Here is a 25,373-nt window from a genome sequence, read left to right on the forward strand (position 1 = left end):
GACAGCAAAAATATATTTGCGACCCAAAATATTACTTTCTCGATGCCGTCCGTACGAACGTGTCTAACGATGAGTCTGACCGCGGCGACTCCGACCGGCCGCCGTCGGTCGCCGACGTAGAACCCTTCGAGTCGGAAGCACTGTCCGGTAACGTTCCCGACGACCTCAACGAGGCAGTGACCGCCGAGTGGAAAGCCTCGAACACGGCGTTCCAGCGCATCCACACCGTCCTCGAAAACACGTACGAACCGAAGACGACGGCCGAGGTCGCGGACGCCGCCGCGACGACGAAACCGACGGTGCGCAAGCACGTCGAACCGCTCGTCGAGGCCGGACTTGTCGAGGAGCGCGACGACGGACGTGCGACTCGATACGCGTGGAGCGAGACTCAGCGGCGGGTGAATCGAGTCGCCGACCTCGCGGAGCGACAGTCGGCCGCCGACCTCGATGCGAAGGTCCGGCAGGCCAAAGAGCGAATCGCCGAGTTGCGCCAGCGGTACGACGCCGACACGCCCAACGACCTCGCGGAATCCCTCGACTCGGACGACGGCGAGGGGTGGGACGACTTGGCGACGTGGCGGACGCTCAAAGCGGACCTGAAACGTCTGCAGGCGGCCCAGTCGATGGCCGACTACCTCGCCGACGCTGACGCGACCGCGGGGCGACGCGACCGGTCGAACCATGCGTAGCGGCGAGAAAGGGACCGTCTCCCGGAGCAAACTCGAAACCGTCGAGGCGACGTTCCGCGATAGACTCGGCGGACTCGTGAAGTCCGTCGAGTGGGTCCCGGAGTACCACGTCGGTCCGAAAGAACTTCGCGTTCGACTCTGGTCGGGCATCCTCGCAGACGAAGGGCGGTTCGACGTAACGTGGTGGACCGGACACGGGTACAAGTACCACTACGTGGAGAGAGACCCGGACGGCGAGGAGCGCCGGAACACCGACGGACGTGACGCGGACCAAACGGACGACGGTCTCCAGTTCCGGTTCGGGTGGGAGCGACGTGCTGGCGTCCCAGACAAGCACTTTCATCCGCCCGACGACCTCGACGCCCATCGGAAATCGTGTATCCGTCACGAGGACGTGACGCGGGTGACGCTCGCAGTCATCAAGTGCTGGCACACCGCGGCGACCACGGGAGACCCGGAGAAACTGAACGCGCTCGCGGACCCGCCCTAATCTAAGTATCGAACGCCGCGCTCTTCTAAGAACGCCTCGAACGCCTCTCGTCCGTCTAACACCGTCACGTCTTCGTCCTCGGCGTCGTCCAGTTTCGTCTGCCCCGGACGCTCGCCAGCGACGAGGTAGTCCGTGTTGCCCGAGACGCTTCCCGTCGCGTTCGCGCCGTGGCTCTCGACCAGTTCCTGCGCGTCGCTCCGCGTGTACCCCGACAGGGACCCGGTGAACACGAAGGTTAGGCCTGCCAACTCGTCGCCAGTCTCGGTCTCGCTCGGAGTTTCGAGCGGGCCGACGGCGTCGAGCAGGTCCTCGATGACCCGTTCGTTTTGCTCGGACTCGAAGAACTCCGCGATTTGGTCGGCGACCTTTGGGCCGATGCCGTCGATGGTCTCCAACTCCTCGCGGGTCGCGGTCCGAACGGCGTCGATGTCGCCGAACGCGCGGGCGAGGTCCGCCGCCGTCGCCGGACCTACCTTCGGGATGCCGATGGCCGAGAGGAACTCGCGGAGTTGCGGGTGTTTCGAGGCCGCCAGCTCTGTGAGCAGATTCTCGGCGCTGGTCTCGCCCCAGCCGTCGAGGTCGAGTAAGTCCGCTCTCTCGATACGGTAGAGGTCCGCGAGGCTGTCACCGATTAGTCCGGCGTCGATAAGCTGGTCGGCGCGCTCGCCGCCGAGACCTTCGATGTCGAGTCCGTCGTCGCTGGCGTAGTATTCGACCGCGCGCCGGAGTTGCGCGACGCAGGCCAATCCGCCGGTGCAGTAGGCCATCGGACCGTCGAACTCCACCGCGCTGTCGCAGACCGGGCAGTGGTCGGGGAACTCGTAGTGGCCCTCCGAACCCTTCTCGACCACCTCGGCGACGTAGGGAATCACGTCGCCCGCGCGCTCCACGTCCACCTCGTCGCCGACGTTGACGTTCATCTCGGCGATTTCCTCGGGGTTGTGGAGGCTGGCGCGCGAGACGGTAACGCCGCCCACGTCCACGGGTTCGAGAAGCGCGACGGGCGTCAAGCGGCCGGTTCGACCGACCTGCACCGTGATGTCCGTGATGGTCGTAACCTCCGAGCGTGCAGGGAACTTGTAGGCGAACGCCCACCGGTAGTGTCGCTCCGTAGTGCCCAACTCGGCGCAGGTGGCGAGGTCGTCTACTTTAACGACGACACCGTCTATCTCGTAGTCCAAGTCGGGCCGGTCGTCCATCAGGCGGTTCCGATACGCGATGACCTCTTCCACGTCGTCGGTGCGCTCCGAGCGGTCGTTGACCTTCAGGCCCCAGTCGGGCAGAGTCTCGTGCTGTTCCCAGTGGGTCTCGAAGTCGTACGACGAGTCTAACACGTCGAAGAAAAAGCAGTCCAGCGGTCGTCCGGCGGTCACGGCGGGGTCCAGTTGGCGGAGGGTGCCCGCCGCGGCGTTCCGGGGGTTGGCGAAGGGTTCCTCGCCGCGTTCGACGCGCTCGCGGTTGAGCCTCCGGAAGGCCTCTTCGGGAATGTGGACCTCGCCCCGCAGGACCAGTCGGTCGGGGTAGTCACCCCGGAGTCGCTGGGGCACGCTGGCGATTGTCCGGACGTTCTCGGTCACGTCCTCGCCGGTGTAGCCGTCGCCGCGCGTGGCGGCCTGAACGTACTCGCCGTCCTCGTAGACGACTTCGACTGAGAGACCGTCGAACTTGGGTTCGCAGACGTATCGAACGCTGTCGTCGCCGACTTCCCGCCGGACGCGCTCGTCGAACTCGCGCACGTCCTCGGCGTCGCCGCCCGAGTCGATGGAAAGCATCGGTTCGGCGTGTTCGACCGTGCCGAGTTCGTCCAGCGGTTCGCCGCCGACGCGCCGGGTCGGACTGTCCGGGGTCCGGAGGTCGAAGGTCTCTTCGAGGTCCTGCAACCGTGTGAACAGGGCGTCGTACGTCCGGTCGGCGATTACCGGGTCGTTCTCGACGTAGTAGCGATAGTCGTGGAGGCGAATGGCCTCGCGCAACTGCTCGGCCTGCGCGTCGGCCTTGGTCTCGCTCAACTCTGCAACGGGCCGAAAGTCGGTCTCCGGGTCCTCGACGTAGGGATTCTCGTCCGCGCTCGCGGTGGTCATTGGCGAGGGTTTGTCTCCTCGCCGGTAAAAAGTCCGGTCTCCCGACGCGCCAGAGCGACGGCAAGCGCGGCCTAAGTGGCTAAAACGTCGGCGTTACGGGCTGGGAATCTAGACATTCAAGCTAAACCACTGCTTCTCGGAGAAATACGAAGGACTATCAGGGGGTAGTGAAATCTCCTCGCAAGGTCGATGCCCTCTCCGAACGACTCCCTCGAATCGGACTCCGACCACTCCGAAGAACCGAAGCACGAACCCGCCAGCGACGACCCCCGTATGAGCGACGAGTACGTCCGAACCGTCTCAGACTCCGAGGGCGACGTGACTCTCGTCGGCGTCGTCCACGACCATCCAGCGAGCGTCCACCGCGCTCGGGCGGTCGTCCGAGAGCGCGACCCCGCGGTGGTCGCGCTCGAATCGCCGCCGCTGGCGGTGCCTCTCTACGAGACCTACGCCCGCGACTCGCAGACGCCGCCGACGTTCGGCGGCGAGATGAGCGCCGCGGCCCAAGCCGCCAGCGACATCGGCGCGGAAGTCGTCGGCATCGACGCGCCGACCCTTGAGTTCTTCCCGCGACTCATCCGGAACTGCCGAGCGGCGGGCGCGTCGCTCGGGACGCTCCGGCGAGTCGCCTCCGGCGTCACGTCCGTCACGCGCCACGCGCTGACCTGCCGACTCGCGGCGGCCGTCGCCGACCGGACCGCGCTCCGCGTCGAGGTGGACGCCCCCGTGGACCACGACTGCTCGCGGTCGGACCCGCCCGCGGTGCAGGCCCGCGACGAACGCGCGCAGGCCCGGCGCTCCCGGTCGCTCCTCCGGGCGTTCGACCCGCCGCGGCCTGTTCGACTCCGCGACGAGACCCGCGAGGAGTGCATGGCCGACGAACTGCGGGCACTGTGCGAGCGCGGCGAGACCGTCGCAATCGTCGGTCTGGACCACCTCGACCGCGTGGCCGAGCGGGTCGTGGAGTAGCCGAACCGGTCGTAGAGTAGCCGAACGGGTCTTGAAGTAACCGAGCCAGTCGAAAAGAAACGACGGACGAACGCGAATCTGCGCTACATCTCGCTTCGGAGTCGGACCTCGTCGTCGGTAATGGCGTCTACTCGGCTCTCGTCAAGCGGATACGTGTCCTCGTCGCGGTCGCCCCAGTCGAGCGTGGCCTTGATTCTGTCCGTGATTCCGGCATCGGGGTCCACGTAGGCGGTGCCGTGTTCGACCTCGGCAATCATCCCGACCTTCTCGTCGCCCATCGTCACGGGCTTACCCTCGTCGCTGTCGCTGAACTGTGCCATAGCAACGGTGGTACCACGAAGCGGGTAATGACTACTGTGGCCCCCGACTGTCACGTTCGTCCGCGAGTCTGGCGGTCCGCGCTCGGCGTCGTCTCGCCGGTCTCACGCCCTGACTCCGGCGTCGTCTGCGGAGTTGGCGGGTATTGCGAGAACCCCGCGTACTTAAGCCGAATCCGTGCGAGGATGCACACATGCGCGAGGACTTTCTCCTCCTGAATCCGGGACCGGTTCCCGTGACCCGCGAGGTACGGCAGGCGATGAGCGAACCGATGGTTTCCCACCGCTCCGCTGAGTTCGAGGCGGTCTACGAGCGCGCCCAAGATGCGCTCGACCACGTATTCACCCACTCGACGCTCGATGGCGAGACGACCGCGAGCGACGGGACGACCCTTGTCTTCAACGGCACGGCGACGATGGCGATGGAGGCCGCGGTGGCGAATCTGGTCGGCGGTCTCAGTGGACGCGGCGATGGCGGCAAAGTCGTCCCGCTGGTCAACGGCAAGTTCGGGCGGCGCTTCAAGCGCATCGCCGACCGATACGCCTCCGTCGAGTCCGTGGAAGCGACGTGGGGCCACTCCATCGATCTCGACGCGGTTCGAGAGACCGTGGACGACGACACCGACGTGGTGACGATGGTCCACAACGAGACCAGCACGGGCCTGCTGAACCCGGTCGAGGAGGTCGGCGAAATCGCCGCGGAACACGACGCCACCTTCGTCGTGGACGGCGTGACCTCCATCGGCGGCGACGAGTTTTGCATCGACGACTGGAACGTGGACGTGGCAGTCACCGACGCCCAGAAGTGTCTGGCGGCACCGCCGGGGACCTCCGCGATGTACGCCACCGAGGCCGCCCAAGAGAAGTTTGACGGCGACGCCGCGCCGTTCTACGAGGACTTGGACTGGCACCTCCGGAAGGCCGACTCCCACCAGACGCCGTTCACCAGCGCGGTCCCGCTGTTCCGCGGTCTCGCGGTCGCCGCCGAAGACATCGTCGCGGAGGGAATGCCCGAGCGAATCGAGCGCCACCGCGAGCAGTCGGCGGCCTTCCGCGAGGCGTTCACCGCGATGGGTCTGGACCTCTTCGCCGAGCGCAACGACGCGACGGGGTACTCGAACACCCTCACCGCGGTGTCGCTCCCGGCCCACACCCGCGAGAACCCCGAGGCATTCTTCGACGCAATCGAGGAGCGCGGTGTCTCCATCTCGGGCGGACAGGCCCACCTCGGCGGCGACATCTTCCGGGTGAGCAACATGGGCGGTCTCTCCAGCGAGCAGATTCTGCGGGGCGTGCGGACGATTGGGGAAGCGTTCGAGGAGACCGGTGAGGACGTTGACCGCGAGGCGGGCGTCGAGGCGGCGCGCGAGGTTTTGCGGTAGGTCGCAAGCCACTCTGCCGAGTTATAGACTATATCAAACATTCTACAATCTCTTGGATAAATAGGACAACTCACAAGATATTTGTCAGTGTTTATTTAATATAAGGTTATGGATAAGCCGAATTGGGCATTAGTGCTTCAAGAGATATACTCGAATACAAACTCAATCACTCATTCACCGGACGAAATCCAATACAGTAACCCCCTCATCCAAAATACAGGCCTAACGAAATCGGAGGTCAAAGAAGCACTCAGTTTCCTTGATAGTCATGACCTGATAGATTACCAAACTACGGAATGGGAAAATTGCAAGGCGGGAACCAGATTCGATACTCCCATAACAGAAGAAATTGAACTTACAAAGAAAGGATTCGACGTAGCTCACGAAAGAGAGCTTAACAGCCGCCAATTGGAAACAAACTTTTCCGTCGCATTTCTTACTTGGGCGTTAGTCACCGTAGGAATCATCGAAGCAATACAGAAAATCGGCGGTCCAATGAATGCCGAAACGTCAATTTATGCTCTTTTAGCCCTTCTTGGAATTACTTTCGTCGCAACATGGCATATCTTCGGGGAACAAGCTAGCGGCAAACAAATAATCCGAAATCTACGAAAAAAGCGAACTTCAATTCGACTCTTCATTTCTGACTTACAAACTGAGACAGAGAAGCCCATCAATGAACAATTAGAAGACCAAGATGAAGGCAAAAAGAAAGATTTGGAGAACAAAAGTGACAAGACATCAGAATAAGAGAGTTGACTACAAATCCATTGCCAAGTATCAGTTGCTTTTCTCTCCGAAATATCTTGCTAATCAGCTTGATTTACCAGATGGCTCTGCTTAGTAAAACTTGGCCTTAAGTATTGCCGAACGGCCGGGTTGTGCATCTTACGCGCTAGCCATCCTGCTATTGATTATATAACATAAAGACTACCCCCCGAACGTACTCGCGCTTTCGGGGTCGATGCGGAGGAACGTCGGAATCGACACCGCGGCGACGGCGATTTCCATCGCACCCGCCGTCAGGAACGCCGCGAGGAACCCGAACTCGTCGGCCACGGTCCCGCCGACGAGGATGCCCGCGAGAAAGCCCATGCTCCCGAAAATGTTGAACCCCGCCATCGCGGTGCCCCGTCCGGCGTCGGAAGCGAGGTCGGTGACGAGCGCCATCGTCGCCGGAGCCATCAGCGCGCCGATGACGCCCACGACGACCATCGCCACCGCGGCGGTCGGGACCGTGGGCGCGAGTCCGACCGCGAGGACGGCGAACCCGTAGAGCGCCGACCCTGCGACGATTGGCGTTGTCCGGCCGATGCGGTCCGAGAGGACGCCGAAGGGGTACTGGAGGAGTGCGAACGGCGCGAAGAACAGACCGAGCATCAGGCCCGTCGCGGCGGCGTCGAGACCGAACGCCTCCCGGAAGTAAACCGTGCCGACCAGCGCGAAGAACCCGGCGGTGAGTCGGTCCACGAATCCGAAGACGTAGGGGAGACCCAGCACCGGGCGCTCGGTCAGCGTGGCGACAGCACGGCTGAGTCGCCCTTCTCCGTCGTCGGAGGGTGCGCGGTCGGGTATCGTGAGCGCGACCAGTCCGGCGACGACCAACAGCACTCCGGCGACGTAGAGCGGAACGAGCGCGCCCACGCCGTAGAGTCGCCCGCCGAGCGGTGCGCCGACAGCGGTGCCGAGACCGATGGCGATGCCCGCCGCGCCCATGTTCTTGCCGTGGCCGCCCGCCAAGTCCATCAGCATCGTCATCGCCAGCGAGAACGCGCCGATGGTGGTCGCACCCTGCACGGCCCGGAGCGCCAGCACCTCGCCGAACGACAGCGAGAGCGCGCCGGGCAGGAGCGCGAGCGCGAAGTAACCGACCGCACCGCCGAGCGCGCCCGCGACGACGAGCGGCGTCCGGCGGCCGATTCGGTCGCTGACCGCGCCCCACACGCCCGCGAAGGTGACGAACGCCGCGAACTCGGCGGCGAGGAACCACATGCTCGCGTCGAGCGCCGTGGTCGCGCCGACCGCCGCCACGAGGTCCGGGACGCCGGGGTAGAGCAGTACCTGCGCGAGCAGGACGGCGAACACGACGGCCGCGAGTCGGAGTCGGTCGCGTCTGGTCGATGTCACGGGAACGGTCGGAAATGGGGAGTGGGTCGCCTTGTAAGCCGTGATTCGGAGTCGAGCCTCGCTCGGAGGATGTATTCCGCGAAACGCTTATTCTTTTCCCACCGATAGTGGGAGTATGGCGAAGGTAGACTCTAAAGGCCGTATCGTCCTCCCGAAGGACCTCCGGGAGCGACTCGGACTCGCCCCCGGAACCGAGGTGGACGTGCGCGAGGAGGGCGGGCGCGCCGTCGTCGAACCCGAAGAACGCGCCGAGGAGATCGTCCAGGACCTTGAACGTAGAATCGGACAGGCGGCCTCGCGCCGCGAGCGAACGTCCCGGAGCGACTTGGAAGGTGCGGCCCGCGACCACGTCGAAACTGTCCGACGGCAGGCGGGCGACGCTCGGGCGAAACGGGATCGGAGCGATGAGTGAGGGACCCTATCTGTTCGATGTCGGCGTCACCGCGCTCGCGCACGCCGGAACGCCCGTCAGCGACACCCCGCTTTCCTACGTTAAGCGGGCTATCGCCGGAGAGATAGACGCCGTCGTTCCGTATCCGTCGCTCGTCGGCGCACACCACGTCCTCACCTCGGTTTACGGGTTTTCCAACGAGGACGCATCCGGACTGATGCAACGGTTCATGGACGCCAAGCGAGTCCACTGGCACGACGAAACCCGCGAGGAGACTGTCCGAACGGGGTTCGAGCGCGCCAGCGAGAACAACGTCGAGGGATGGGACGGCTACTACGCACAGGTCGCAGTCGAAGAGGGCGTCGAAACGATACTGACTATCGACGACGACTTCCGCCGTATCGACGGCGTCTCGACGGAAGTCGTCCTCTCGCGTGCGGAGTTCGAGACGCTGAACGAGTATCTCGACTACTGAGCGCGACACTCCTCCTCATTCGCCGATTCTGATTGTCTCACCTACGGGGTCGATTTCGACGCGCCCGCCGACCGGCATCGGAACGACCGGCGCGGTGTGGCCGAAGTCCACGCCGAAGACGACCGGCGCGTCCGGATTGTACTCCGCCACCACCTCGGCGATGGCCTCACGCTGATTCTCGCGGTAGTCGGCGCGGTCCTTCGGACCGGGGTCCTCGAAGGGGTTGCGAGCCTTCGGGCGACCGACGAGGACGCCCGCGAAGCGGTCGAGCAGGCCGCGCTCGCCCATCCCTATCAGGACCTCCCGAACGTCCATCGCGGAGGGTAGCTCCTCGGACGTTTCCAGCAGGAGGATTCGACCCGCCACGTCCTCGGGCGCGGGGAGGTAGCGCCCGGTTCGCAACTGCATGTCAAGCGTGCCGAGACACCCGCCCCACGTTCGCCCCGAAACCGCGGTCTCCGGCCCGCGAAAGGTCCACCCCGGATTCGGTTCCATCTCGCGGTGGCGGTCCAGATTCTCGGGGTCGCCCCAGTCCAAATCGTCGTCGGTGAACTCCTCGGCCGCGCGAATCTCGCCGAAGGCGTCGAGGTCGTCGCCGAAGAAGGCGGTTTCGAGGTGTTCGACCGTGTAGTCGTGCATCGACCCCTGCATGGCGAGGTCGGTCATCACCGTCCCGCCGTAAAAGGAGACGATGCCGAGGTTCCAGAGGTAGCACGCGAGATTTGTGTTGTCGCTGATGCCGTAGAATCTGGTCGGGTTCGCTCGCAGGACTTCGGGGTCGAGATGCTTCAATATTCGAATCTGGTCGAACCCGCCGAGCGTCGTGACAACCCCGGAGATGTCGGGGTCGGCGAAGGCGTCCATCACGTCGCGGGCGCGCTCCGCGGGATGGTCGTAGAGATACTCGCTGTCCTTCGTCGCGGTAGGGAACTCGACCGGTTCGAGGTCGAAGACCTCCCGGAGGCGTTCGAGACCTAACTCGTAGACGTGGGGGTACTCGGTCGCGCGGTTGGACGCGGGCGCGACGACCGCCACCTTGTCGCCGCGTTCGAGCGCAGGCGGAACGACGAACTCGCTCATTGCCGATAGTTCGGTGACGAGTTTCCTATGGTTTTCGGAGGCCCGCGACCGACTCCCACGGCAAATACCACACATTGATGACAATCGCCTGCCAGCAACCGCGCATGGCCGACCCCAGCGACCGCGCGGGCGAGAGCGACGACGCGGCGGACCTCGTCGCCAGAATCGACAGTCTCGAAACCAAACTCGACCAACTTCTGCTGCTGATTGTCGTACTGATAATTCTCCAACTCGTCTCGACCGACGGCGACCTACTGGCACACCTCTTTTTCGTCGCACTCGGACTCACCGTCGTCGGATTCGTCTCCGTCTTCCTCTTCGCACTCGGCAAACGTCTGTAAGTCGAAACGCAACGTCTGTCGGTCGCATCGAGTTCACTCGGCGACAGGCGGCACCTCGCTCTCCCCGCTCGGCGTGCCGTCGCGTTCGACGACGTAGGACGCTTCCACGCCGCCCGCAATCTGGAACTTCCCGCCAGCGAACGAGAGACCGTTTTCGGTGATTCGAACCCCGTAGATGCCGCGCTTGCTCCCCGAAAACAGGAACGGATTCCGCCCCCCCCGACGAACAGCGTCGGGTCGATGGAGTTCGGGACGCCGATTCGCTCGCTCCGGAGCAGACCGCCCCGCGGTTCGAAGGGACCAGTCGGGTACGGGGACACGGCGACCCCGATTCCGGGATTGTCGGCGGGCGAAGCGCGTATCCGTCCCGGTAAATGGCCGACTGCAAGCCTTGCCGTAACTGTCAGTTATAACTTCGCGTAGAAATATGCGTGTAGTACATGACTGACCCCGAGGAGGCGGCCGACCAGCCCCGCTTTTCGACCCGGAGCCTCCACGCAGGCCACGGAGCGGACCCCGCGACCGGGGCGCGCGCGCCGCCAATCTACCAGACGACCTCCTACGAGTTCGAGGACGCCGACCACGCCGCGGACTGCTACGCGCTCGACGGCGACGACGACATCTACTCGCGCATCTCGAACCCGACGACGGAGTTCCTCGAAGAGCGACTCGCCTCGCTGGAGGGCGGGACCGGCGCGGTGGCGACCGCCAGCGGGATGGCCGCGTTCGACTCGCTGGTCCTCGTGCTGGCCGAGTCGGGCGATAACGTGGTCTGCTCGACGGACACCTACGGTGGGACCACCGCGTACCTCAACCACAACGCGAGCAAGCGCGGGGTCGAACCGCGATTCGTGGAGACGCTGGACTACGAGGCCTACGAGGACGCGGTAGACGAGGACACCGCGTTCGTCCACGTCGAAACGGTCGGCAACCCCTCGCTCGTCACGCCCGACTTCGAGCGCGTGGCCGCAATCGCTCACGACGCCGGGGCACCACTCGTCGTGGACAACACCTTCGCCACGCCGTATCTCTGCAACCCCCTCGACCACGGCGCGGACGCGGTCTGGGAGTCCACGACGAAGTGGCTCCACGGGAGCGGGACTACGGTCGGCGGCGTCCTCGTTGACGGCGGAAGCTTCGACTGGCAGGCCCACGCCGACAGCTACCCCGAAATCGCGGGCGACAACGCGGCCTACCACGGCACCGACTTCTCTCGGGACTTCCCCGAGGCACCGCTGGCCGCGGCGGCGCGCTGGCGGGCGCTCCGGAGCCTCGGCAATCAGCAATCGCCCGTCGATGCGTGGCAGACCCTACAGGGGTTAGAGACCCTGCCGCTCCGGATGGACCGCCACTGCGAGAACGCCGCCATCGTCGCCGAGTATCTGGAGGGCCACGACGACGTGGCGTGGGTGGCGTATCCGGGCTTGGAGAGCCACGAGACCCATGCGAACGCCAGTGAGTATCTTGACGGCGGGTACGGCGGGATGGTCGCGTTCGGACTTGTCGAGGGCTACGAGGCCGGAAAGGAATTCTGCGAGAACGTCGAGTTGGCGAGCTTTCTGGCCAACATCGGCGACGCGAAGACGCTGGTCATCCACCCCGCCAGCACGACCCACGCGCAACTCTCTCCCGAAGAACAGCGCTCGGCGGGCGTCTCGCCCGACCTGATTCGCCTCTCGGTCGGCATCGAGGACCCGGCCGACCTGCTCGCGGACGTAGAGCGCGCCATCGAGAGGTCCACATGAACCGAACGCGCGACACCGCCGACCTCGGGCGTTTCGAGTTCGAGTGTGGCCGAGCGGTCCCCCTCGAAGTCGCCTACGAGACCTACGGGGAGTACGACGGGAGCAACGCGGTGTTGGTCTGTCACGCCCTGACCGGGAGCGCGCACGTCACCGGCCCGAAGCGCGGCGACACCGACGGACAGGCCGCGGCGTGGTGGAGCGACGTTATCGGACCGGGCAAGGCCGTCGATACCCGGAACTACTTTGTCGTCTGCGCGAACGTGCCGGGGTCCTGTTACGGAACGACCGGCCCGGCGAGCGAGAACCCCGAGACGGGCGACCCCTACGGCACCGACTTCCCGGCCGTGACCGTCGGCGACTGGACTCGCGCCCAGGCCCGCCTGCTCGACCACCTCGGGGTCGGGCCGCTCCACGCCGTCGTCGGCGGGAGCGTCGGCGGGATGAACGTCTTGGAGTGGGCCAAGCGCTATCCCGAGCGCGTCGATAGAGTCGCGCCAATCGCCACTGCGGCCCGACTCGACCCCCAGATGCTCGCCATCGACGCCATCGCGCGCCGAGCCATCACGACCGACCCGAACTGGAACGGCGGGGCGTACCACGGCGAGGACCGAGACGCGCCCACGGACGGTCTCGCGGTCGCTCGCCAGTTGGGACACGTCGGCTACCTCTCGAAGGAGTCGATGGACCGGAAGTTCGGCCGCCGGTCGGCGGGTCGGGCCGCGATGGCCGAGGCCTTCGCGCCCGACGACCCTGCGGGCGACTTCTTCCCCTACCGAGAGGTCGAGTCGTATCTCGACTATCAGGCCGAGAAGTTCGTCGAGCGCTTCGACGCGACCAGTTACCTCTACCTGACGCGGGCGATGGACAACTACGACCTCGCGGCTGGCTACGACTCGGACGCCGACGCGCTCGCCGGATTCTCCGGCGAAGCCCTCGTGGTCAGTTTCACCGGCGACTGGCACTTCACGGTCGAGCAGGCCGAACGCCTCGCCGAGGCCTTCGAGACCGCCGAAATCGGTGTCGCCCACCACGTCGTCGAAAGCGACCACGGCCACGACGCCTTCCTCGTGGAACCCGAGGAGGTCGGGCCGCCGCTCCGGGACTTCCTCGACGCGGGCGTCGAGGGACGGGCGGTCAGCGACGCCGACGAGCGGGAGTTCGCCCCGGTCCACGCCAGCCTGTTCGGGAAGTGAGACGGGGGACGCTCCCCGACGACTCAGAAGCGCAACAGCTCGTCGCCGCGCTCGCGCTTCTCCTCGGGCGACAACCCCTCGGTGTCGAACGACCCCTTGGGCATCCACCCGCTGGTCTCGTACAGCAGGACGTGGGCGGTCCCGTCCGTTTCGAGAACCCACGCGTCCACCATGTTCCGGCGCTCGTTGACGCCGGTCCGGAGCGGTTCGACCCATTCGACGGTCTCGCTCTCGGCGAGAGCGTCGAGTTCTGACTGCTTCATCGAGCGGTCCGGAAGCGACTCCAACGCGTTCAGTTCCGACATGACTATCAGTTGACGGGGAGACACCAAAAAGTCCCGCATGGGGTCCGAGCGGCGTCGAGACATGTCGGAGGCGTCGAGAACGTCGGAGAGGCGGGAACGCCGAGGTGCCCCCGGTCGCTTCCCGAGAGGCCCGCACTTTCTTTGCGATTCCGGTCGTCCCGCTTTCCGATGTGGGGACGAACACGCTTGCTCGTCGGAGTGTTGGTCGTCGCACTCCTCGGAACGGGACCGGTGAGTGCGGTCGGTCACGTCGGGGGACCGGGAAGCGAAGACGCCGCGAGACAGGAGATTTCCTGCGACTACGAAGCGCTGTACGACGAGACGATTGGCTCCATCGTCTCGGTTCGGACCGCGACCAGAGGAGGACAGGGACTCGGCTCCGGGTTCGTTTACGACGACGAGGGCCGCGTCGTCACGAACCAGCACGTCGTGGGCAACGCCTCGACGGTCGAGGTCCAGTTCAACCGCGGCGAGTGGCGGACCGCCGAAGTCGTGGGTACGGACGCCTACAGCGACCTCGCGGTCCTCGACGTGAGCGACCTGCCGGACTACGCGACGCCGCTCGAACTGGCAAACGAAACGCCCGAGCAGGGCCAACCGGTCGGCGCGCTCGGGAGTCCGCTCGGTCTCGACGCGACAATTACGGACGGCATAGTCAGCGGGACGAACCGGTCGCTCCCGGCTGGCGGGCCGCAGGGACCGCAGTTCACGATTCCGAACGCGGTCCAGACCACCGCGGCCATCAACCCCGGTAACAGCGGCGGGCCGCTGGTGAACTGCGACGGGCAGGTCGTTGGCGTCAACACCGCGACGCTCGCCAGGAGCGAGAACACCGGATTCGCGGTCCCGGCGAGTCGCGTCGAGCGCGTCGCGCCCTCGCTGATAGCGAACGGGTCGTACGCTCACTCCTACCTCGGCATTTCCTCGACGGACGTGACACCGCTTGTCGCCGAGGGCAACGACCTGAACGTGACCCGCGGCGTGCTGGTCCGACAGGTCGTTCCGGGCGGACCCGCCGACGGCGCACTGGAAGGCGACGACGGAATCACCGAGGTCGATGGCGTCCAAGTGCCCCGCGGCGGCGACGTGATTCTGGCCATCGGCGGCCGCCAGATTCGCTCGGGCGAGGAGCTATCGAGCTATCTGACCCAGACCCGGCCCGGCGAGACGGTGACGCTGACCGTCCTGCGGGACAGCGAGCGGACGCAGGTCCGAGTCGAGTTGGGCGAGCGGCCGCCGCCGGGCGAGTCCCCGTAGCGGCGGACCTCGCGTCTCTTTTCCCATAGAGGTCAATAGCAGAAATTTATGGTCCCGCGGTCCGTAGTCTGCGCAAATGCGCGTACTGGTAACTGGAGCGACCGGATTCGTCGGCGGACGCCTCGTCCCCGCCCTGCTGGACGCGGGCCACGAGGTCGTCGCCCTCGTGAGAGACGCCGACGGTTACGACGCTCCGGCAAGCGTCGAAGTCGTGGAGGCCGACCTGCTTGACTCCGAGAGTATGGAGGGCGTCTTCGAGGGCGTCGAGGCGGCGTACTACCTCGTCCACTCGATGCAGACCGGAGGCGACTTCGCCGAACGCGACCGACTCGCGGCCCGGAATTTTGTGGCGGCCGCACGGGGGTCGGACCTCCGGCGAGTCGTCTATCTGGGCGGATTGGGCGAGACCGGCGACGTGCTGTCCGAACACCTCATGTCCCGCCGCGAGGTCGAGACGATTTTGACCGAGGGCGCAGGCTTCGAGCTGACGACGCTCCGGGCGGCCATCGTCGTCGGCGACGGGAGCGCGAGTTTCAAGATGATTCGGGAGTTGGTCGGCAAGCTACCGGTGATGATAGCGCCGAAGTGGGTCCACAACGAGTGTCAGCCCATCGCCATCGACGACGTGGTGGCGTACCTCGTCGGCGTCCTCGACCTCCCCGAGACGGCGGGCCGGACCTACGAGGTCGGCGGCCCGGACGTGCTGACCTACGGCGAGATGATGCAGGAAACCGGACGAGTAATGGGGTATCAGCCCCGAATCGTCTCCGTGCCCGTACTGACGCCGAAGCTATCTGCCTACTGGGTCGATTTAGTGACCGACGTGCCCAAGTCTATCGCTCACCCCCTCATCTCGGGGCTGAAAAACCCCGTCGTCGCCGACGACGCGCCCATCCGTGAGCTACTGCCCATCGAGTTGACGAGTTTCGAGGAGGCAGTCGAGCGCGCGCTGGCTGACGAGGAATGAGCCGGGAGAACGGAGAGCAGGTCCCGTCCGACACCCCAGCGGCGCGCTACGGCGAGACGTGGGTGTACGAGAGCATCGTCGGCGCGATACCCGGCCTGTCGCTGTCCCAGCCGGTCGCGGTCGTCATCCAGTTCGCGCTGTTCGAGGGACTGATTTTGGCGTTCGCGGCGGTCTACGACCTCTGGAGCGCGGTGCCCGCCGGGACCGCCGCGGTCGCGGTCGCGGCCGTCGGAAGCTACGTCATGCTGGCGCTCGGCGACGAGATTCGCCGGATGAAGACGCCCACGGCGTACCGGCAACTCCTGTTTTCGTCCAGCATCGAGGTCGTCTTGGGCGTGATGTCGTTCGTCGCACTCTTGACGTACTTGTTCACGCTGGACGCCCGGAGCGGGCAGGTCCCACTGCTCACGCTTCTACTCGGCGAGTCGCCGCCAGCGCCCGCGGTCTTTCTCACCCTGCTGGTGCTGTGGGACCTCTGTTACCGCATCGGCACGGGGTGGTGGGCCAGCCTCACGGGACTGGTCCGAACGGTACAGTACGGCGACCAGTTCGACGCGGCGGCCCGGAGACAACTGCTCCGTATCGACCTGCTGACCATCGGATTCGCAGTGGTCCAACTCCTGTTGGTGCCGTTCGTCTGGGGCCGGAGCCTGCTGGTCGTGGCCATCGTCGGCCACGTCGTCGCGGTGACGCTGGTCTCGGGGACCTCTGCGGTGCTGTTGGGCCGCAACCGGTAGACTCGTTCTCAGTATCGCTCGGCGATTCGCTCGCCCGTTTCCAGACCGGATCGGAGCGCGGCGTGGACGCGCCCCTCGCCCGCGACCCAGTCGCCAGCGAAGAACAGGTCCGCGTCGGTCCCTCGGTCGAGAACGTCGGCGTCGGCCCCCGAATCGGGGAGCGCGTCGCGCCACCGGACCACGTCCGCCCAGTCGAACTGATAGCGGTCAGGGTCGCCGAGCAGTTCGGCGGTCAGGTCGGCGGCCTGCACCGCGATTTCGTCGTCGGCGTCGTCGTAGCGATGCCGGGACCACTCGGGGGAGGGCTGGACGACGAGCAGACTCTCGCCCTCGGGAACGTGGCCGGGCTTGCACTCCTCGCGCGAGACCCAACCGAGTTCGTGATTCTTGTCGCTGTTCACGAGCGCGTAGTACGGCAAGTCGGTGCGCTGGGGGTAGTGGAGCGCGACCGAGAGCAGGGTCCGGTAGGACACGTCGGCCGCCGCCTCCACGAGGTCCGCACGGAGCGAGTCGTCGGTCCCGTCCCAGTCAGCACGGTCGAGCAGGTAGGCGGTCGCTGGCGCGGGCGGCGTGAGGACGAGGGCGTCCGCACGGATGTCGCCCGCCGCCAGCGGGTCGTCCGCGGACTCGAACTCGACGCGCCACTCGTCGGCGTCGCGCGCGAGTCCCGTGACCTCGGTTTCGGTCCGGACCGTCGCGTCGCTGGTCTCCCGAAGTCGTTCGCCGAGCGTCGCCAGTCCGTCGCCGTAGGTCAATTTGCGGGCGTCGTCGCCCCGGCCCTCGGAGATGTCGCCGTCGGCGTCGAAGGTCCAGACCGGCCCTTCGGTGTCCACCAGTCCGTCAGCGAGTTCCCCGGCGAACAGGTCCCGGACGCGCTCGTCGTCGTCCTTGCAGTAGTTCGCGCCCACGTCGTAGGTGCAGTCGTCGCGGCGGTGAGTCGCCGCCCGGCCGCCGACTGCCTCGCGGCGCTCGAAGACGGTGACTTCGGCGTCGATGTCGCGGAGCGCGTACGCGGCACCGAGTCCGGCCGCGCCCGCGCCCACGACGGCGATTCGGGTCATGGTCGAATCGACGGACTCCGGTCGGAAAAGGGTACGCGTCCGACTTCGGAACGGTCCGTCAGAAAGAACGCGACGGGGGAAATGGGCAGAAAGAACGTGACAGCGAAAATGGTGTCAAAATTCCACAGGAGCGATAGGTCTTTGTGTCGGGGTTGCATGGTAGAGATTGTATCGCTATGAAACCGTGCCAAAACTGTCAGGCGGTCATCGACGAGTACATCTTGGACAAACAGCTCGAACCCCTGCGCGAACTCACGGTAGACGACTTCAACGTCTGCAGCGACTGTGCGACGGTCGTCCCCGACGCCTGCGTGGAGTGTGGCGGTGCGGTCTACGTCCCCCGAAGTCTGACTGGTACGCCCGACTACTGCCCGGCGTGTCGCTCCGAGAGCATCGAGCGCACGGGCAACGACCCCGGTTGGCACCTCGATACCGTGTCCTCCTGAAAGGCACACGGTCGCGTTTCCGGCGTTTCCGCTTTTCCCGCGCTTTCGCGTTTCCTCGCGTTTCGTCAGTCCAGCAGTCCTTCGTCGTCGAACACGTCCCGAAGTCGCTCCATCGTGGCAACTACGACATCGCACGCCGGTCGGACCGCGGACTTCGGCGCGAACCCGACCGCGAGACCCGCGACTTCCAGCATCGGAAGGTCGTTCGCGCCGTCGCCGACTGCGACGGTGTTGCTCATCGCAATCTCACGCTCGCCCGCGAGTCGTTCGAGCGCGTCGTCTTTCGTCCCCTCGATGAGCGGTCCCTCCACCTCGCCGGTGAGTTCGCCGTCCGCGACCGGGAGACGATTGGCGACGATGGTGTCCACCGAGACGCCTTCGCGCTCCAAGGCGACTTCGACGCCGCGCTCGAACCCGCCGGTCAGGACGGCGGTAGTCACGCCCGCCTCGTTGAGTTCCCGGATGACCGTCGCGGCGTCGGGCCGGAGATACACGTCTTCGAAGGCCTCCTGAGCCTTCTCGTCGGAGAGACCCTCCAACAGGGCGGCCCGGTCCCGGAGGCTCTTGGCGTAGCTAATCTCGTCGTTCATCGCTCGCTCGGTGATGTCGGCCATCTCGTCGGCCACTCCCTGTCGCTCGCCGAGGAGGACCGTCATTTCCGAGTCCGAGAGCGTGCCGTCGAAGTCGAACGCGACCAGCGTCATGGCCGGAGGTTCGACTGCCGGGGGCTTGAAACGAACGGAAGGCGCGGGCGTTGCGACGGAACGGGACGCGAGCGAACGTCGGGTTCTTGAGCGAGACGAAACCGGGATAACACTCATTAAGAACGAAAACACAAACACAAACGCAAACACGATGGCGACCAAGAATATCGGCATCAAAGAAGAGGTGTACGAACACCTCGAAGCCCACAAACGGGGCGACGAGAGCTTCTCAGACACCATCGAGCGACTGCTCGAAAGCTCTGAGGGAGACTGGCGAACGAACTTCGGCTTCCTCGACGGCGAGGCGGGTGAATCGTTGGCCGAGGCCGTCAAAGCCGAGCGCGAGCGGTTCGACGCCGACACGGCCGAGCGACAGCGTGAAATTGTAGACGCCTTACGAGAGGACGACCGCGAATGAAACTGCTCGACGCTTCGGTTCTCGTCGGTTATGCACAGGGCGAGCAGGCCGCCGCTGAGTATCTAGAACGGAACGACGACACGGTCTTCGGTGCGCCGACTATCGTTCTTTCGGAGGTGTACACCGGTCTCTTCCGAACGACGGAACTGAGTCGTAAAGAAGTGAAAGCGAAGTACGGGTGGGTCCGGGCAGTTCCGTTTACCGACGAGGCCGCAGTCGAAACCGCCGACATCCGCGCCACCCTCAGTTCGCGCGGAGAGAAGATCAACGCGAGCGACACCTATATCGCTGGAACTGCACGGGCGTTCGACGTACCGCTCGTCACGGCCGACAGGGACTTCAAGAAGGTGGACGGTCTCGAACTCGAACGATACCGCGAGCAGTAGAATCGAAACGGAGCGTCACCGACCGACGACTCGGTCCACGTCCGAGTTGACCTCGAAGTGGTCGCCGCCGCGGGCCACGTCGTAGCCGTAGTACAGCAGGGAGAGCGCGCCAACCGAGGCGACGACAAACAGCGCGAGTTCGGTCTGACTCGCGGTTCCCGCGACGACCGCGGGGAAGTAATTGCCGGGCAGAATCAGCCCGAAAAGGCCGTAGGTAACCGCGACGAAATGTCGCCACGAGAGCGCGAGCGGACCGAGCGAGAGTTCCGCGACGCTCCCGGCGACGAGCGCGGAGACGCCAGCGAGCGCCATCGCGGGAACGAGGATAGACGATGTGAACCCTCGGACGCCGAAGACGGCGAGGAGCACGGCGACGACGAACAGGTCGAACGCGCCGAGGTATCTGAAACGCGACTGCTTCATACCGATTCGTCCGCGGGAAACGTATTAAAACCTCGACACTCCGGCGTTCCGGTCGCAGGCCCACGGCTCTCCCGCGGTCAGCGGAAAGGTGGGCCTTTAACCGTCCTCGCCCTACCGACCCCCATGACGCACTTTCCGGAGTTCGAGGTGGTGCCCGCGGTGGACATGCAGGACGGCGAAGTCGTCCAGTTGGTCGCGGGCGAGCGCGGCACCGAGAAGACCTACGGCGACCCCGTGGAGGCCGCCGAGCGGTGGGTCGAACACGGTGCCGAGACCCTCCACCTCGTGGACTTGGACGGCGCGTTCGAGGGCGAACGCGAGAACGCCGCGGCGGTCGAGGCGGTCATCGAGGCGGTCGGCGAAGACATCGACGTGCAGTTGGGAGGGGGCATCCGGACCGCCGCGGACGCCACGGACCTGCTCTCGCGGGGCGTGGACCGCGTGATTTTGGGTACGGCGGCCGTCGAGAACCCCGACATCGTCGGGGAGATTTCCGAAAACTACCCCGGTTCGGTCACGGTCAGCCTCGACGCCAAGGACGGCGAAGTCGTCGTCTCGGGGTGGACCGAGGGCACCGGACTCAACCCCGCCGAGGCCGCGGCGCGCTACGAGGAGTTGGGCGCTGGTGCGATTCTGTTCACCGACGTTGACGTCGAGGGGCAACTCGCGGGCGTCCAGACCGACCGCGTGCGTGAGGTGGTCGAAGCGGTCGATATCCCGGTCGTCGCCTCGGGCGGGGTCGCCACGCTGGACGACGTGCGCGCGCTCCGCGAGGCGGGGGCCGCGGCCGTCGTCGTCGGGACCGCGCTCTACGAGGGCGAGTTCACGCTCGAAGAAGCGAAGTCGATTTAGGAACTATCCCGCGAAGGCGGCCACCGCAGCGGTCAGTCGTTTTCCGGTCGGTCGCGCTCGCGGCTTGGCCAGCAGGGAGGCGCTGGCGGCGAGCAGCGGCACACCGATGACTGCGCCGTCGCCGAACGACATGAGTCCTCCCACGAACAGGCCGAGCAAAGCTAAGACGTGTATCTTTTGTATCTCCATCTTCCCGTCAGGAATTACGGTTAGCTATTTAATATATTTTCGTCAGACGCTCGTCATTCACCGGTCCACGGGTCCGCTCGGGAGGGCAACGACCATGTGGCTCGGGACGAACTGTCGGGTATGAGCGACCGAACCGCCGCGGTGACTCGTGAGACCGCGGAAACGGACATCAACGTGACCCTCGACGTGGACGGCGACGGCGACGCCACCGTCGAGACCGGCGTGGGATTCTTCGACCACATGCTCGAAAGCTTCGCCAAGCACGGCCTGTTCGACCTGACGGTGCGCTGTGACGGCGACCTCGAAATCGACGACCACCACACCGTCGAGGACGTTGCCATCACGCTCGGCGACGCCTTCGCCGACGCACTGGGCGACAAGCGCGCCATCGAGCGATTCGCCGACCGGAAGGTGCCGCTGGACGAGGCCGTCGCTGGCGTCGTCGTGGACGTGAGCGGTCGCCCGCTCTTCGAGTTCGACGGCGAATTCTCCCAAGCGAGTGTGGGAGATATGACGAGCCACATGGCGAAACACTTCATGCGCTCGCTGGCGATGAACGCGGGCCTGACGCTCCACGTCGAGATTTCGGGCGAGAACGCCCACCACGAAATCGAGGCGCTGTTCAAGTCGCTGGCGCGGGCGCTGGACGACGCGACGCGGATTGACGAGCGGAGAGGGGATGTGGCGAGTACGAAGGGGCAGTTATAGGTCGGTAGCGGAATCAGTCGTCGTAGCGCCTTCCGAACCACCGAACGATACTGGTGCAGATTTTCGACCCACCGCGTACACGCTGTGGCTCTACCTCGCGGCCACTTTTCGGTGATTTTCCCATATAGAGTTTATCGTCCTCCCGTCATTTAAACATACGTACCGAACGCGGCACGGTCACGTTCTTTCGGGTTAGCCGAAGGAATCCAACAGACCGGTCGCTCCGACTGTGACACCGGAAATCAGCGCTAGCAGTCCTACTCCAAGACAGAGTTGCGCGTAGAGCAACGCTCGCGCGTCACCGTCTGCGATTTCGTTCGCTTCGGCGAGCCATTCGCTGTACTCTCGTAGCATCCACTCGTTCCACTCGCGTTCGGACCACGACGCCTGCTGGAACTCTCGTAAGTACGCTTCGCTCACACCTGTCGGTTGCTCGGAACCGAACGTCGCCACGACCGCGACGACGGCAGAGAACACCACACTGACGAACCCGAGGACGGTGAGTCCGTTCACGAACTGCGTGGTGAACTGGAACGACGACGCGGCAGTCAGCGAGAGACTTAGAATCACCAAGTCGATTCTGAGCATCCGCATCGCGGACTCCTCGGTGCACCGGATTGCGTCGATGGTCTCCGACAGCGACTCGCGGGCCTCGGTTCGGGCGGCACGAAGCGCACTCTCGTCGGAGTCCCACGACGGAAACCGGTCGCCGTGCCACTCCGGGTCGTCTCGTCGCGCGTTCTCCGGCGTGTCTTCGTCGTCGGTCATCTCCTCGGTCGCTCTTTCCTGCGTTTTCCGGTTTAAAAGTTCGTGCAAGGAGTGACTGTTTTACCCCGGCGCGCGCTGGCGTCCTCGTGAGCGAAGCGAACGAGGGCACGGAAGACGCGGTTTGTCCGCCGGTGGATGAGGACCGCAGGTCGGAGCGAAGCGGAGGCCGAGGACCGCAATCGGTTGGGGAGGACGTGGCCCGCGGTTGCGGTGCTGTGCAGTATGATTGGCTCAAGCCTGTAGCTAGCTCGATGCGTTCTCGACTTCCATCGGAACTGTTAGCCACGTAGCACGGCCGACCGCGACAATCGGAACTTCGAGAGACAATCACTAAACCCCTCCCTACCACATACTCACCAGATAGATGTTCGACGAGATTATGCAGAAGTTCGAGGGGAGTCCCTCCCAACAAGCCGTCATCCGCCTGCTCCTCGAACGCGGCTTCTCGGTCAGCGACGAGGGCCGGGTCGTCTCCGGGAGCATCGAGATTCCGAACACCCAAATCGCCCGCGAAATCGACGTGGACCGGCGCGTCGTGGACTCGACCACCGACGCCATCCTCGCCGACGAACAGCTCCGGCGCATCTTCCAGAACATCTCCTCGATTCCGAGCCTGATGGACCTCGCGCCTGTCCTCGACCTGCACGCCCTGACTGTCGAGGTCATCGACGCCGACGAACCCGGCATCGTGGCGACAGTGACGACCCTGCTCGCGGACAACGACATCTCCATCCGCCAGACCATCAGCGAGGACCCGGAGTTCACCGACGAACCGCGCCTCTACGTCGTCACCGACGAGGCGATGCCCGGTGACGTTCTGAACGAGTTGAAGAATCTCGATTTCGTGCGGAAGATAGAGTTGAAGTAGTCGTTTTCCCCGAGTCGTCACTCATCCGCTCGTCGCTCCCCCCTGCTCGGCGGTCGTCTCGACCCGCGAATCTTTACCGCGTCGGTGACGAAATGGCGGTATGGTCGGACTGCCCGAGGAGCGCGAGCGCCTTGCGTGGTGGGTGCTGACGCTCCTCGTCGCGGGTATCTTCGTGTTCGTCCTCTGGTCGTTCGTCGGCACCGTCGTGCTGGGCGTGTTCATTTATTACGGGTCGCGGCCGCTCTACCGACGACTCCGGACGGAGTTTTCCTCTGACCACGCCGCCGACCTCACGCTACTCATCGTCCTCGTGCCCGTCCTCGTTCTGGTCGGCTACGCGGTCTTCGTGGGTCTCGACCAGTTGGGCCAACTGACCGGACTCTCCGCAGAGTCGTACGCCCAGTTGGCACCGGGGTCGGCCGAGCAGGCGACCGCGCTGGTCGAGAACGCGCAGGGGCTGCTCGGCTCCGGACCCCTGCAGGGGCGGATGCAAGAGGCGCTCTCGGCGGCGGTAGCGGCGTTCACCGCGCTGACCACCGGACTGGCCCACCTCGTTCTCGCGTTCCTGTTGGCGTTCACGCTCCTGCGCGAGGACGCCCGAATCGCGGCGTGGTTCCGCGACCAGTTCGGTCCTGAGGGGTCGGCGGCCTACGCCTACGCCGTGGCCGTGGACGAGGACCTGCACACGGTGTACGTCGGCAACGTCCTGACGGTGTTCGCAGTCATCGTGCTGGGAGTGGTCGTCTACAACGGTCTCAATCTCGTCGCGCCGGGGAGTATCGGCGTGCCGGTTCCGACCCTGCTGGCGTTGCTGACCGGGTTGGCGACGCTCGTGCCCCTCGTCGTCGGAAAAATCGTGTACGTGCCGGTCAGCGTCTCCCTCGCGTACTCGGCCGCGACCGGACCGGGACCGCTCTGGTTCCCCGCGGTGTTCTTGATCGCCTGCTTCGTCCTGCTGGACCTCCTGCCGGTCGCGGTCCTCCGGCCGTACATCGCCGGGCGGAGCATCCACGGCGGTCTCATGATATTTGCCTACATCGGGGGGACGATGCTGTTCGGTTGGTACGGACTGTTTTTCGGTCCCCTGCTGGTCGTCGTGAGCGTCCACCTCGCCAGAATCGTCCTGCCGGGACTCGTCCACGGCGACAGCGTCACCGGGGAGGTCCTGACCGCCGAATCGCTCGGGACCGACCCCGAAACCGTCGTCGAGAGTCCCGCGAGCGACGACGGCGACGATGAGAGCGAGGTGGTTCCGGACCGCGGCGACGAGATAGCGACCGACGAGACGACGACCGACGGAAGGAAGGCCGCGGAGTTCGAATCGGCCGACGAACCCGACGCATGAGCGACGACACGTACCTGACGCTGGCGGGCCGGGGCCGAGCGACGTTCGAGATTCGCGGCTCGGAGTTCATCGGCCACGCCGCGCCCGCCGCGGACCGCGAGGAGGCCGAGGCGTTCGTCGCCGGGATTCGGAGCGAATACGACGACGCGACACACAACGTCCCGACCTACCGAGTGCGCGAGTCCGGCGGACAGATGCTCCGGGAGTACGGCGACGACGACGGTGAACCCTCCGGGTCAGCAGGCAAACCCGCGCTCAACGTCCTCCAGCAGGAGGACGTGGAGAACGCCGTCGTGGTCGTGACCCGGTACTACGGCGGCACGAACCTCGGCGTCGGCGGACTGGCGCGGGCCTACTCGCGGGGCGTCAAGGACGCCGTCGAGGACGCCGGAGTCGTCGAGGAGCGCCCCCACGAGCGGTTCTCGGTCGCGGTCGAGTACGACGATTCGGGGACCGTCCGCGGAATTTTGGAGAGCGAGGGGCGCGACTCGTCTGGCGACGAACGACAGGACGCGCCGCGAGGCGGCGTCGAGTTCGACGCCGACTACGCCGAGCGCGTCACCTTCGCGGTCCGGGTGCCGGTCGAAGAGGGCGACGACCTGCGGGACCGCATCCGGAGCGCGACGAGCGGGCGGGCCGAAATCGACGACAGCGAGTGA

General features: G+C 65.3%; 31 protein-coding genes. 21 read left to right on the plus strand and 10 right to left on the minus strand.

Annotated features, from left to right (window positions below):
• Positions 1 to 59: 59 nt before the first annotated feature.
• Positions 60 to 689 carry a winged helix-turn-helix domain-containing protein gene (locus EP007_RS05470; RefSeq protein ID WP_166035450.1) on the plus strand — a complete coding sequence of 210 codons (630 nt, stop codon included), beginning with the start codon at positions 60 to 62 and terminating at the stop codon, positions 687 to 689.
• Entirely contained in the window at positions 682 to 1,179 is a 498-nt protein-coding gene (locus EP007_RS05475; protein ID WP_128476689.1) for a hypothetical protein, read from the plus strand. The genes EP007_RS05470 and EP007_RS05475 overlap by 8 nt, the downstream gene beginning before the upstream one ends.
• Here EP007_RS05475 and ligA read toward each other — a convergent pair.
• Positions 1,176 to 3,260, minus strand: coding sequence for an NAD-dependent DNA ligase LigA (ligA, locus tag EP007_RS05480; protein ID WP_128476690.1), 2,085 nt, complete (start codon positions 3,258 to 3,260; stop codon positions 1,176 to 1,178). The two genes, EP007_RS05475 and ligA, sit on opposite strands and share 4 nt — an antisense overlap.
• A 189-nt stretch (positions 3,261 to 3,449) precedes the next feature.
• Here ligA and EP007_RS05485 point away from each other — a divergent pair, with 189 nt between their 5' ends.
• The gene (locus tag EP007_RS05485) at positions 3,450 to 4,229 is read left to right on the plus strand and encodes a hypothetical protein (protein ID WP_208023556.1); all 780 of its coding nucleotides are present in this window, start codon (positions 3,450 to 3,452) and stop codon (positions 4,227 to 4,229) included.
• An 83-nt stretch (positions 4,230 to 4,312) separates the two neighbouring features.
• Here the strand turns inward: EP007_RS05485 and EP007_RS05490 are convergent, their stop codons facing one another.
• Positions 4,313 to 4,549 (minus strand): PRC-barrel domain containing protein, encoded by a 237-nt coding sequence (locus EP007_RS05490; protein ID WP_128476691.1) that lies wholly within the window; start codon positions 4,547 to 4,549, stop codon positions 4,313 to 4,315.
• Positions 4,550 to 4,740: 191 nt separating this feature from the next.
• On the opposite strand from EP007_RS05490, the gene EP007_RS05495 reads away from it, so the two are divergent.
• Complete coding sequence (locus EP007_RS05495) at positions 4,741 to 5,928, plus strand: pyridoxal-phosphate-dependent aminotransferase family protein (RefSeq protein ID WP_128476692.1); 1,188 nt, start codon at positions 4,741 to 4,743, stop codon at positions 5,926 to 5,928.
• A gap of 108 nt (positions 5,929 to 6,036) precedes the next feature.
• Positions 6,037 to 6,678 carry a hypothetical protein gene (locus EP007_RS05500; RefSeq protein ID WP_128476693.1) on the plus strand — a complete coding sequence of 214 codons (642 nt, stop codon included), beginning with the start codon at positions 6,037 to 6,039 and terminating at the stop codon, positions 6,676 to 6,678.
• 180 nt (positions 6,679 to 6,858) lie between these two features.
• Here EP007_RS05500 and EP007_RS05505 read toward each other — a convergent pair whose 3' ends face one another.
• A complete protein-coding gene (locus tag EP007_RS05505; protein ID WP_128476694.1) occupies positions 6,859 to 8,055 on the minus strand; it encodes an MFS transporter in 1,197 nt (398 codons plus the stop codon).
• Between the two features lie 115 nt (positions 8,056 to 8,170).
• Between EP007_RS05505 and EP007_RS05510 the strand changes: the two genes are divergently transcribed.
• Positions 8,171 to 8,467: an AbrB/MazE/SpoVT family DNA-binding domain-containing protein gene (locus EP007_RS05510; protein WP_128476695.1), complete on the plus strand. Its 297-nt coding sequence runs from the start codon at positions 8,171 to 8,173 to the stop codon at positions 8,465 to 8,467.
• Entirely contained in the window at positions 8,460 to 8,921 is a 462-nt protein-coding gene (locus tag EP007_RS05515; RefSeq protein WP_128476696.1) for a type II toxin-antitoxin system VapC family toxin, read from the plus strand. The genes EP007_RS05510 and EP007_RS05515 overlap by 8 nt, the downstream gene beginning before the upstream one ends.
• 15 nt (positions 8,922 to 8,936) lie before the next feature.
• On the opposite strand, the gene EP007_RS05520 is transcribed toward EP007_RS05515, so the two are convergent.
• Positions 8,937 to 10,001 (minus strand): S66 peptidase family protein, encoded by a 1,065-nt coding sequence (locus tag EP007_RS05520; protein ID WP_128476697.1) that lies wholly within the window; start codon positions 9,999 to 10,001, stop codon positions 8,937 to 8,939.
• Between the two features lie 104 nt (positions 10,002 to 10,105).
• On the opposite strand from EP007_RS05520, the gene EP007_RS05525 reads away from it, so the two are divergent.
• From EP007_RS05525 to metX, 3 genes are all read left to right on the plus strand, one after another.
• On the plus strand, positions 10,106 to 10,342 hold the full coding sequence (locus tag EP007_RS05525; RefSeq protein ID WP_128476698.1) for a hypothetical protein: 237 nt from the start codon (positions 10,106 to 10,108) through the stop codon (positions 10,340 to 10,342).
• A gap of 440 nt (positions 10,343 to 10,782) precedes the next feature.
• On the plus strand, positions 10,783 to 12,087 hold the full coding sequence (locus EP007_RS05530; RefSeq protein ID WP_128476699.1) for an O-acetylhomoserine aminocarboxypropyltransferase/cysteine synthase family protein: 1,305 nt from the start codon (positions 10,783 to 10,785) through the stop codon (positions 12,085 to 12,087).
• Entirely contained in the window at positions 12,084 to 13,280 is a 1,197-nt protein-coding gene (metX, locus tag EP007_RS05535) for a homoserine O-acetyltransferase MetX (RefSeq protein ID WP_128476700.1), read from the plus strand. Before EP007_RS05530 ends, metX begins: the two co-directional genes overlap by 4 nt.
• 23 nt (positions 13,281 to 13,303) lie before the next feature.
• Here the strand turns inward: metX and EP007_RS05540 are convergent, their stop codons facing one another.
• On the minus strand, positions 13,304 to 13,585 hold the full coding sequence (locus tag EP007_RS05540) for a hypothetical protein (protein WP_128476701.1): 282 nt from the start codon (positions 13,583 to 13,585) through the stop codon (positions 13,304 to 13,306).
• Between the two features lie 168 nt (positions 13,586 to 13,753).
• Between EP007_RS05540 and EP007_RS05545 the strand changes: the two genes are divergently transcribed.
• From EP007_RS05545 to EP007_RS05555, 3 genes are all read left to right on the plus strand, one after another.
• Complete coding sequence (locus EP007_RS05545; RefSeq protein WP_128476702.1) at positions 13,754 to 14,842, plus strand: S1C family serine protease; 1,089 nt, start codon at positions 13,754 to 13,756, stop codon at positions 14,840 to 14,842.
• 76 nt (positions 14,843 to 14,918) lie between these two features.
• Entirely contained in the window at positions 14,919 to 15,809 is an 891-nt protein-coding gene (locus EP007_RS05550) for an NAD(P)H-binding protein (RefSeq protein ID WP_128476703.1), read from the plus strand.
• Complete coding sequence (locus EP007_RS05555; protein ID WP_128476704.1) at positions 15,806 to 16,546, plus strand: DUF7530 family protein; 741 nt, start codon at positions 15,806 to 15,808, stop codon at positions 16,544 to 16,546. Before EP007_RS05550 ends, EP007_RS05555 begins: the two co-directional genes overlap by 4 nt.
• Positions 16,547 to 16,554: 8 nt before the next feature.
• Here the strand turns inward: EP007_RS05555 and EP007_RS05560 are convergent, their stop codons facing one another.
• Complete coding sequence (locus EP007_RS05560) at positions 16,555 to 17,607, minus strand: NAD(P)/FAD-dependent oxidoreductase (protein WP_128476705.1); 1,053 nt, start codon at positions 17,605 to 17,607, stop codon at positions 16,555 to 16,557.
• A 176-nt stretch (positions 17,608 to 17,783) separates the two neighbouring features.
• Here EP007_RS05560 and EP007_RS05565 point away from each other — a divergent pair, with 176 nt between their 5' ends.
• Positions 17,784 to 18,053, plus strand: coding sequence for a DUF7571 family protein (locus tag EP007_RS05565; protein WP_128476706.1), 270 nt, complete (start codon positions 17,784 to 17,786; stop codon positions 18,051 to 18,053).
• Between the two features lie 65 nt (positions 18,054 to 18,118).
• Here EP007_RS05565 and serB read toward each other — a convergent pair whose 3' ends face one another.
• Entirely contained in the window at positions 18,119 to 18,757 is a 639-nt protein-coding gene (serB, locus tag EP007_RS05570; RefSeq protein WP_128476707.1) for a phosphoserine phosphatase SerB, read from the minus strand.
• A 151-nt stretch (positions 18,758 to 18,908) separates the two neighbouring features.
• Here serB and EP007_RS05575 point away from each other — a divergent pair, with 151 nt between their 5' ends.
• Both EP007_RS05575 and EP007_RS05580 read left to right on the plus strand, forming a co-directional pair.
• Positions 18,909 to 19,175: an antitoxin VapB family protein gene (locus EP007_RS05575; RefSeq protein ID WP_128476708.1), complete on the plus strand. Its 267-nt coding sequence runs from the start codon at positions 18,909 to 18,911 to the stop codon at positions 19,173 to 19,175.
• A complete protein-coding gene (locus EP007_RS05580) occupies positions 19,172 to 19,561 on the plus strand; it encodes a PIN domain-containing protein (protein ID WP_128476709.1) in 390 nt (129 codons plus the stop codon). The genes EP007_RS05575 and EP007_RS05580 overlap by 4 nt, the downstream gene beginning before the upstream one ends.
• 15 nt (positions 19,562 to 19,576) lie before the next feature.
• On the opposite strand, the gene EP007_RS05585 is transcribed toward EP007_RS05580, so the two are convergent.
• Positions 19,577 to 19,984 (minus strand): hypothetical protein, encoded by a 408-nt coding sequence (locus tag EP007_RS05585; protein ID WP_128476710.1) that lies wholly within the window; start codon positions 19,982 to 19,984, stop codon positions 19,577 to 19,579.
• Positions 19,985 to 20,107: 123 nt separating this feature from the next.
• Here EP007_RS05585 and hisA point away from each other — a divergent pair, with 123 nt between their 5' ends.
• Complete coding sequence (hisA, locus tag EP007_RS05590; RefSeq protein WP_128476711.1) at positions 20,108 to 20,836, plus strand: 1-(5-phosphoribosyl)-5-[(5-phosphoribosylamino)methylideneamino]imidazole-4-carboxamide isomerase; 729 nt, start codon at positions 20,108 to 20,110, stop codon at positions 20,834 to 20,836.
• A gap of 3 nt (positions 20,837 to 20,839) precedes the next feature.
• Here the strand turns inward: hisA and EP007_RS17345 are convergent, their stop codons facing one another.
• Positions 20,840 to 21,025 (minus strand): hypothetical protein, encoded by a 186-nt coding sequence (locus EP007_RS17345; protein ID WP_166035452.1) that lies wholly within the window; start codon positions 21,023 to 21,025, stop codon positions 20,840 to 20,842.
• Between the two features lie 120 nt (positions 21,026 to 21,145).
• On the opposite strand from EP007_RS17345, the gene hisB reads away from it, so the two are divergent.
• A complete protein-coding gene (hisB, locus tag EP007_RS05595; protein WP_128476712.1) occupies positions 21,146 to 21,733 on the plus strand; it encodes an imidazoleglycerol-phosphate dehydratase HisB in 588 nt (195 codons plus the stop codon).
• 192 nt (positions 21,734 to 21,925) lie between these two features.
• On the opposite strand, the gene EP007_RS05600 is transcribed toward hisB, so the two are convergent.
• On the minus strand, positions 21,926 to 22,501 hold the full coding sequence (locus tag EP007_RS05600; RefSeq protein WP_128476713.1) for a hypothetical protein: 576 nt from the start codon (positions 22,499 to 22,501) through the stop codon (positions 21,926 to 21,928).
• Positions 22,502 to 22,865: 364 nt separating this feature from the next.
• On the opposite strand from EP007_RS05600, the gene EP007_RS05605 reads away from it, so the two are divergent.
• The 3 genes from EP007_RS05605 (at position 22,866) to EP007_RS05615 (ending at position 25,373) form a co-directional block, all read left to right on the plus strand.
• Positions 22,866 to 23,369: an ACT domain-containing protein gene (locus EP007_RS05605; RefSeq protein WP_128476714.1), complete on the plus strand. Its 504-nt coding sequence runs from the start codon at positions 22,866 to 22,868 to the stop codon at positions 23,367 to 23,369.
• Between the two features lie 100 nt (positions 23,370 to 23,469).
• Positions 23,470 to 24,714, plus strand: a complete 1,245-nt coding sequence (locus EP007_RS05610) for an AI-2E family transporter (RefSeq protein ID WP_128476715.1) — start codon at positions 23,470 to 23,472, stop codon at positions 24,712 to 24,714.
• Positions 24,711 to 25,373 (plus strand): IMPACT family protein, encoded by a 663-nt coding sequence (locus EP007_RS05615; protein ID WP_128476716.1) that lies wholly within the window; start codon positions 24,711 to 24,713, stop codon positions 25,371 to 25,373. Before EP007_RS05610 ends, EP007_RS05615 begins: the two co-directional genes overlap by 4 nt.

The sequence above is a fragment of the Halorussus pelagicus genome (assembly GCF_004087835.1).
Classification (GTDB): Archaea; Halobacteriota; Halobacteria; order Halobacteriales; family Haladaptataceae; genus Halorussus; species Halorussus pelagicus.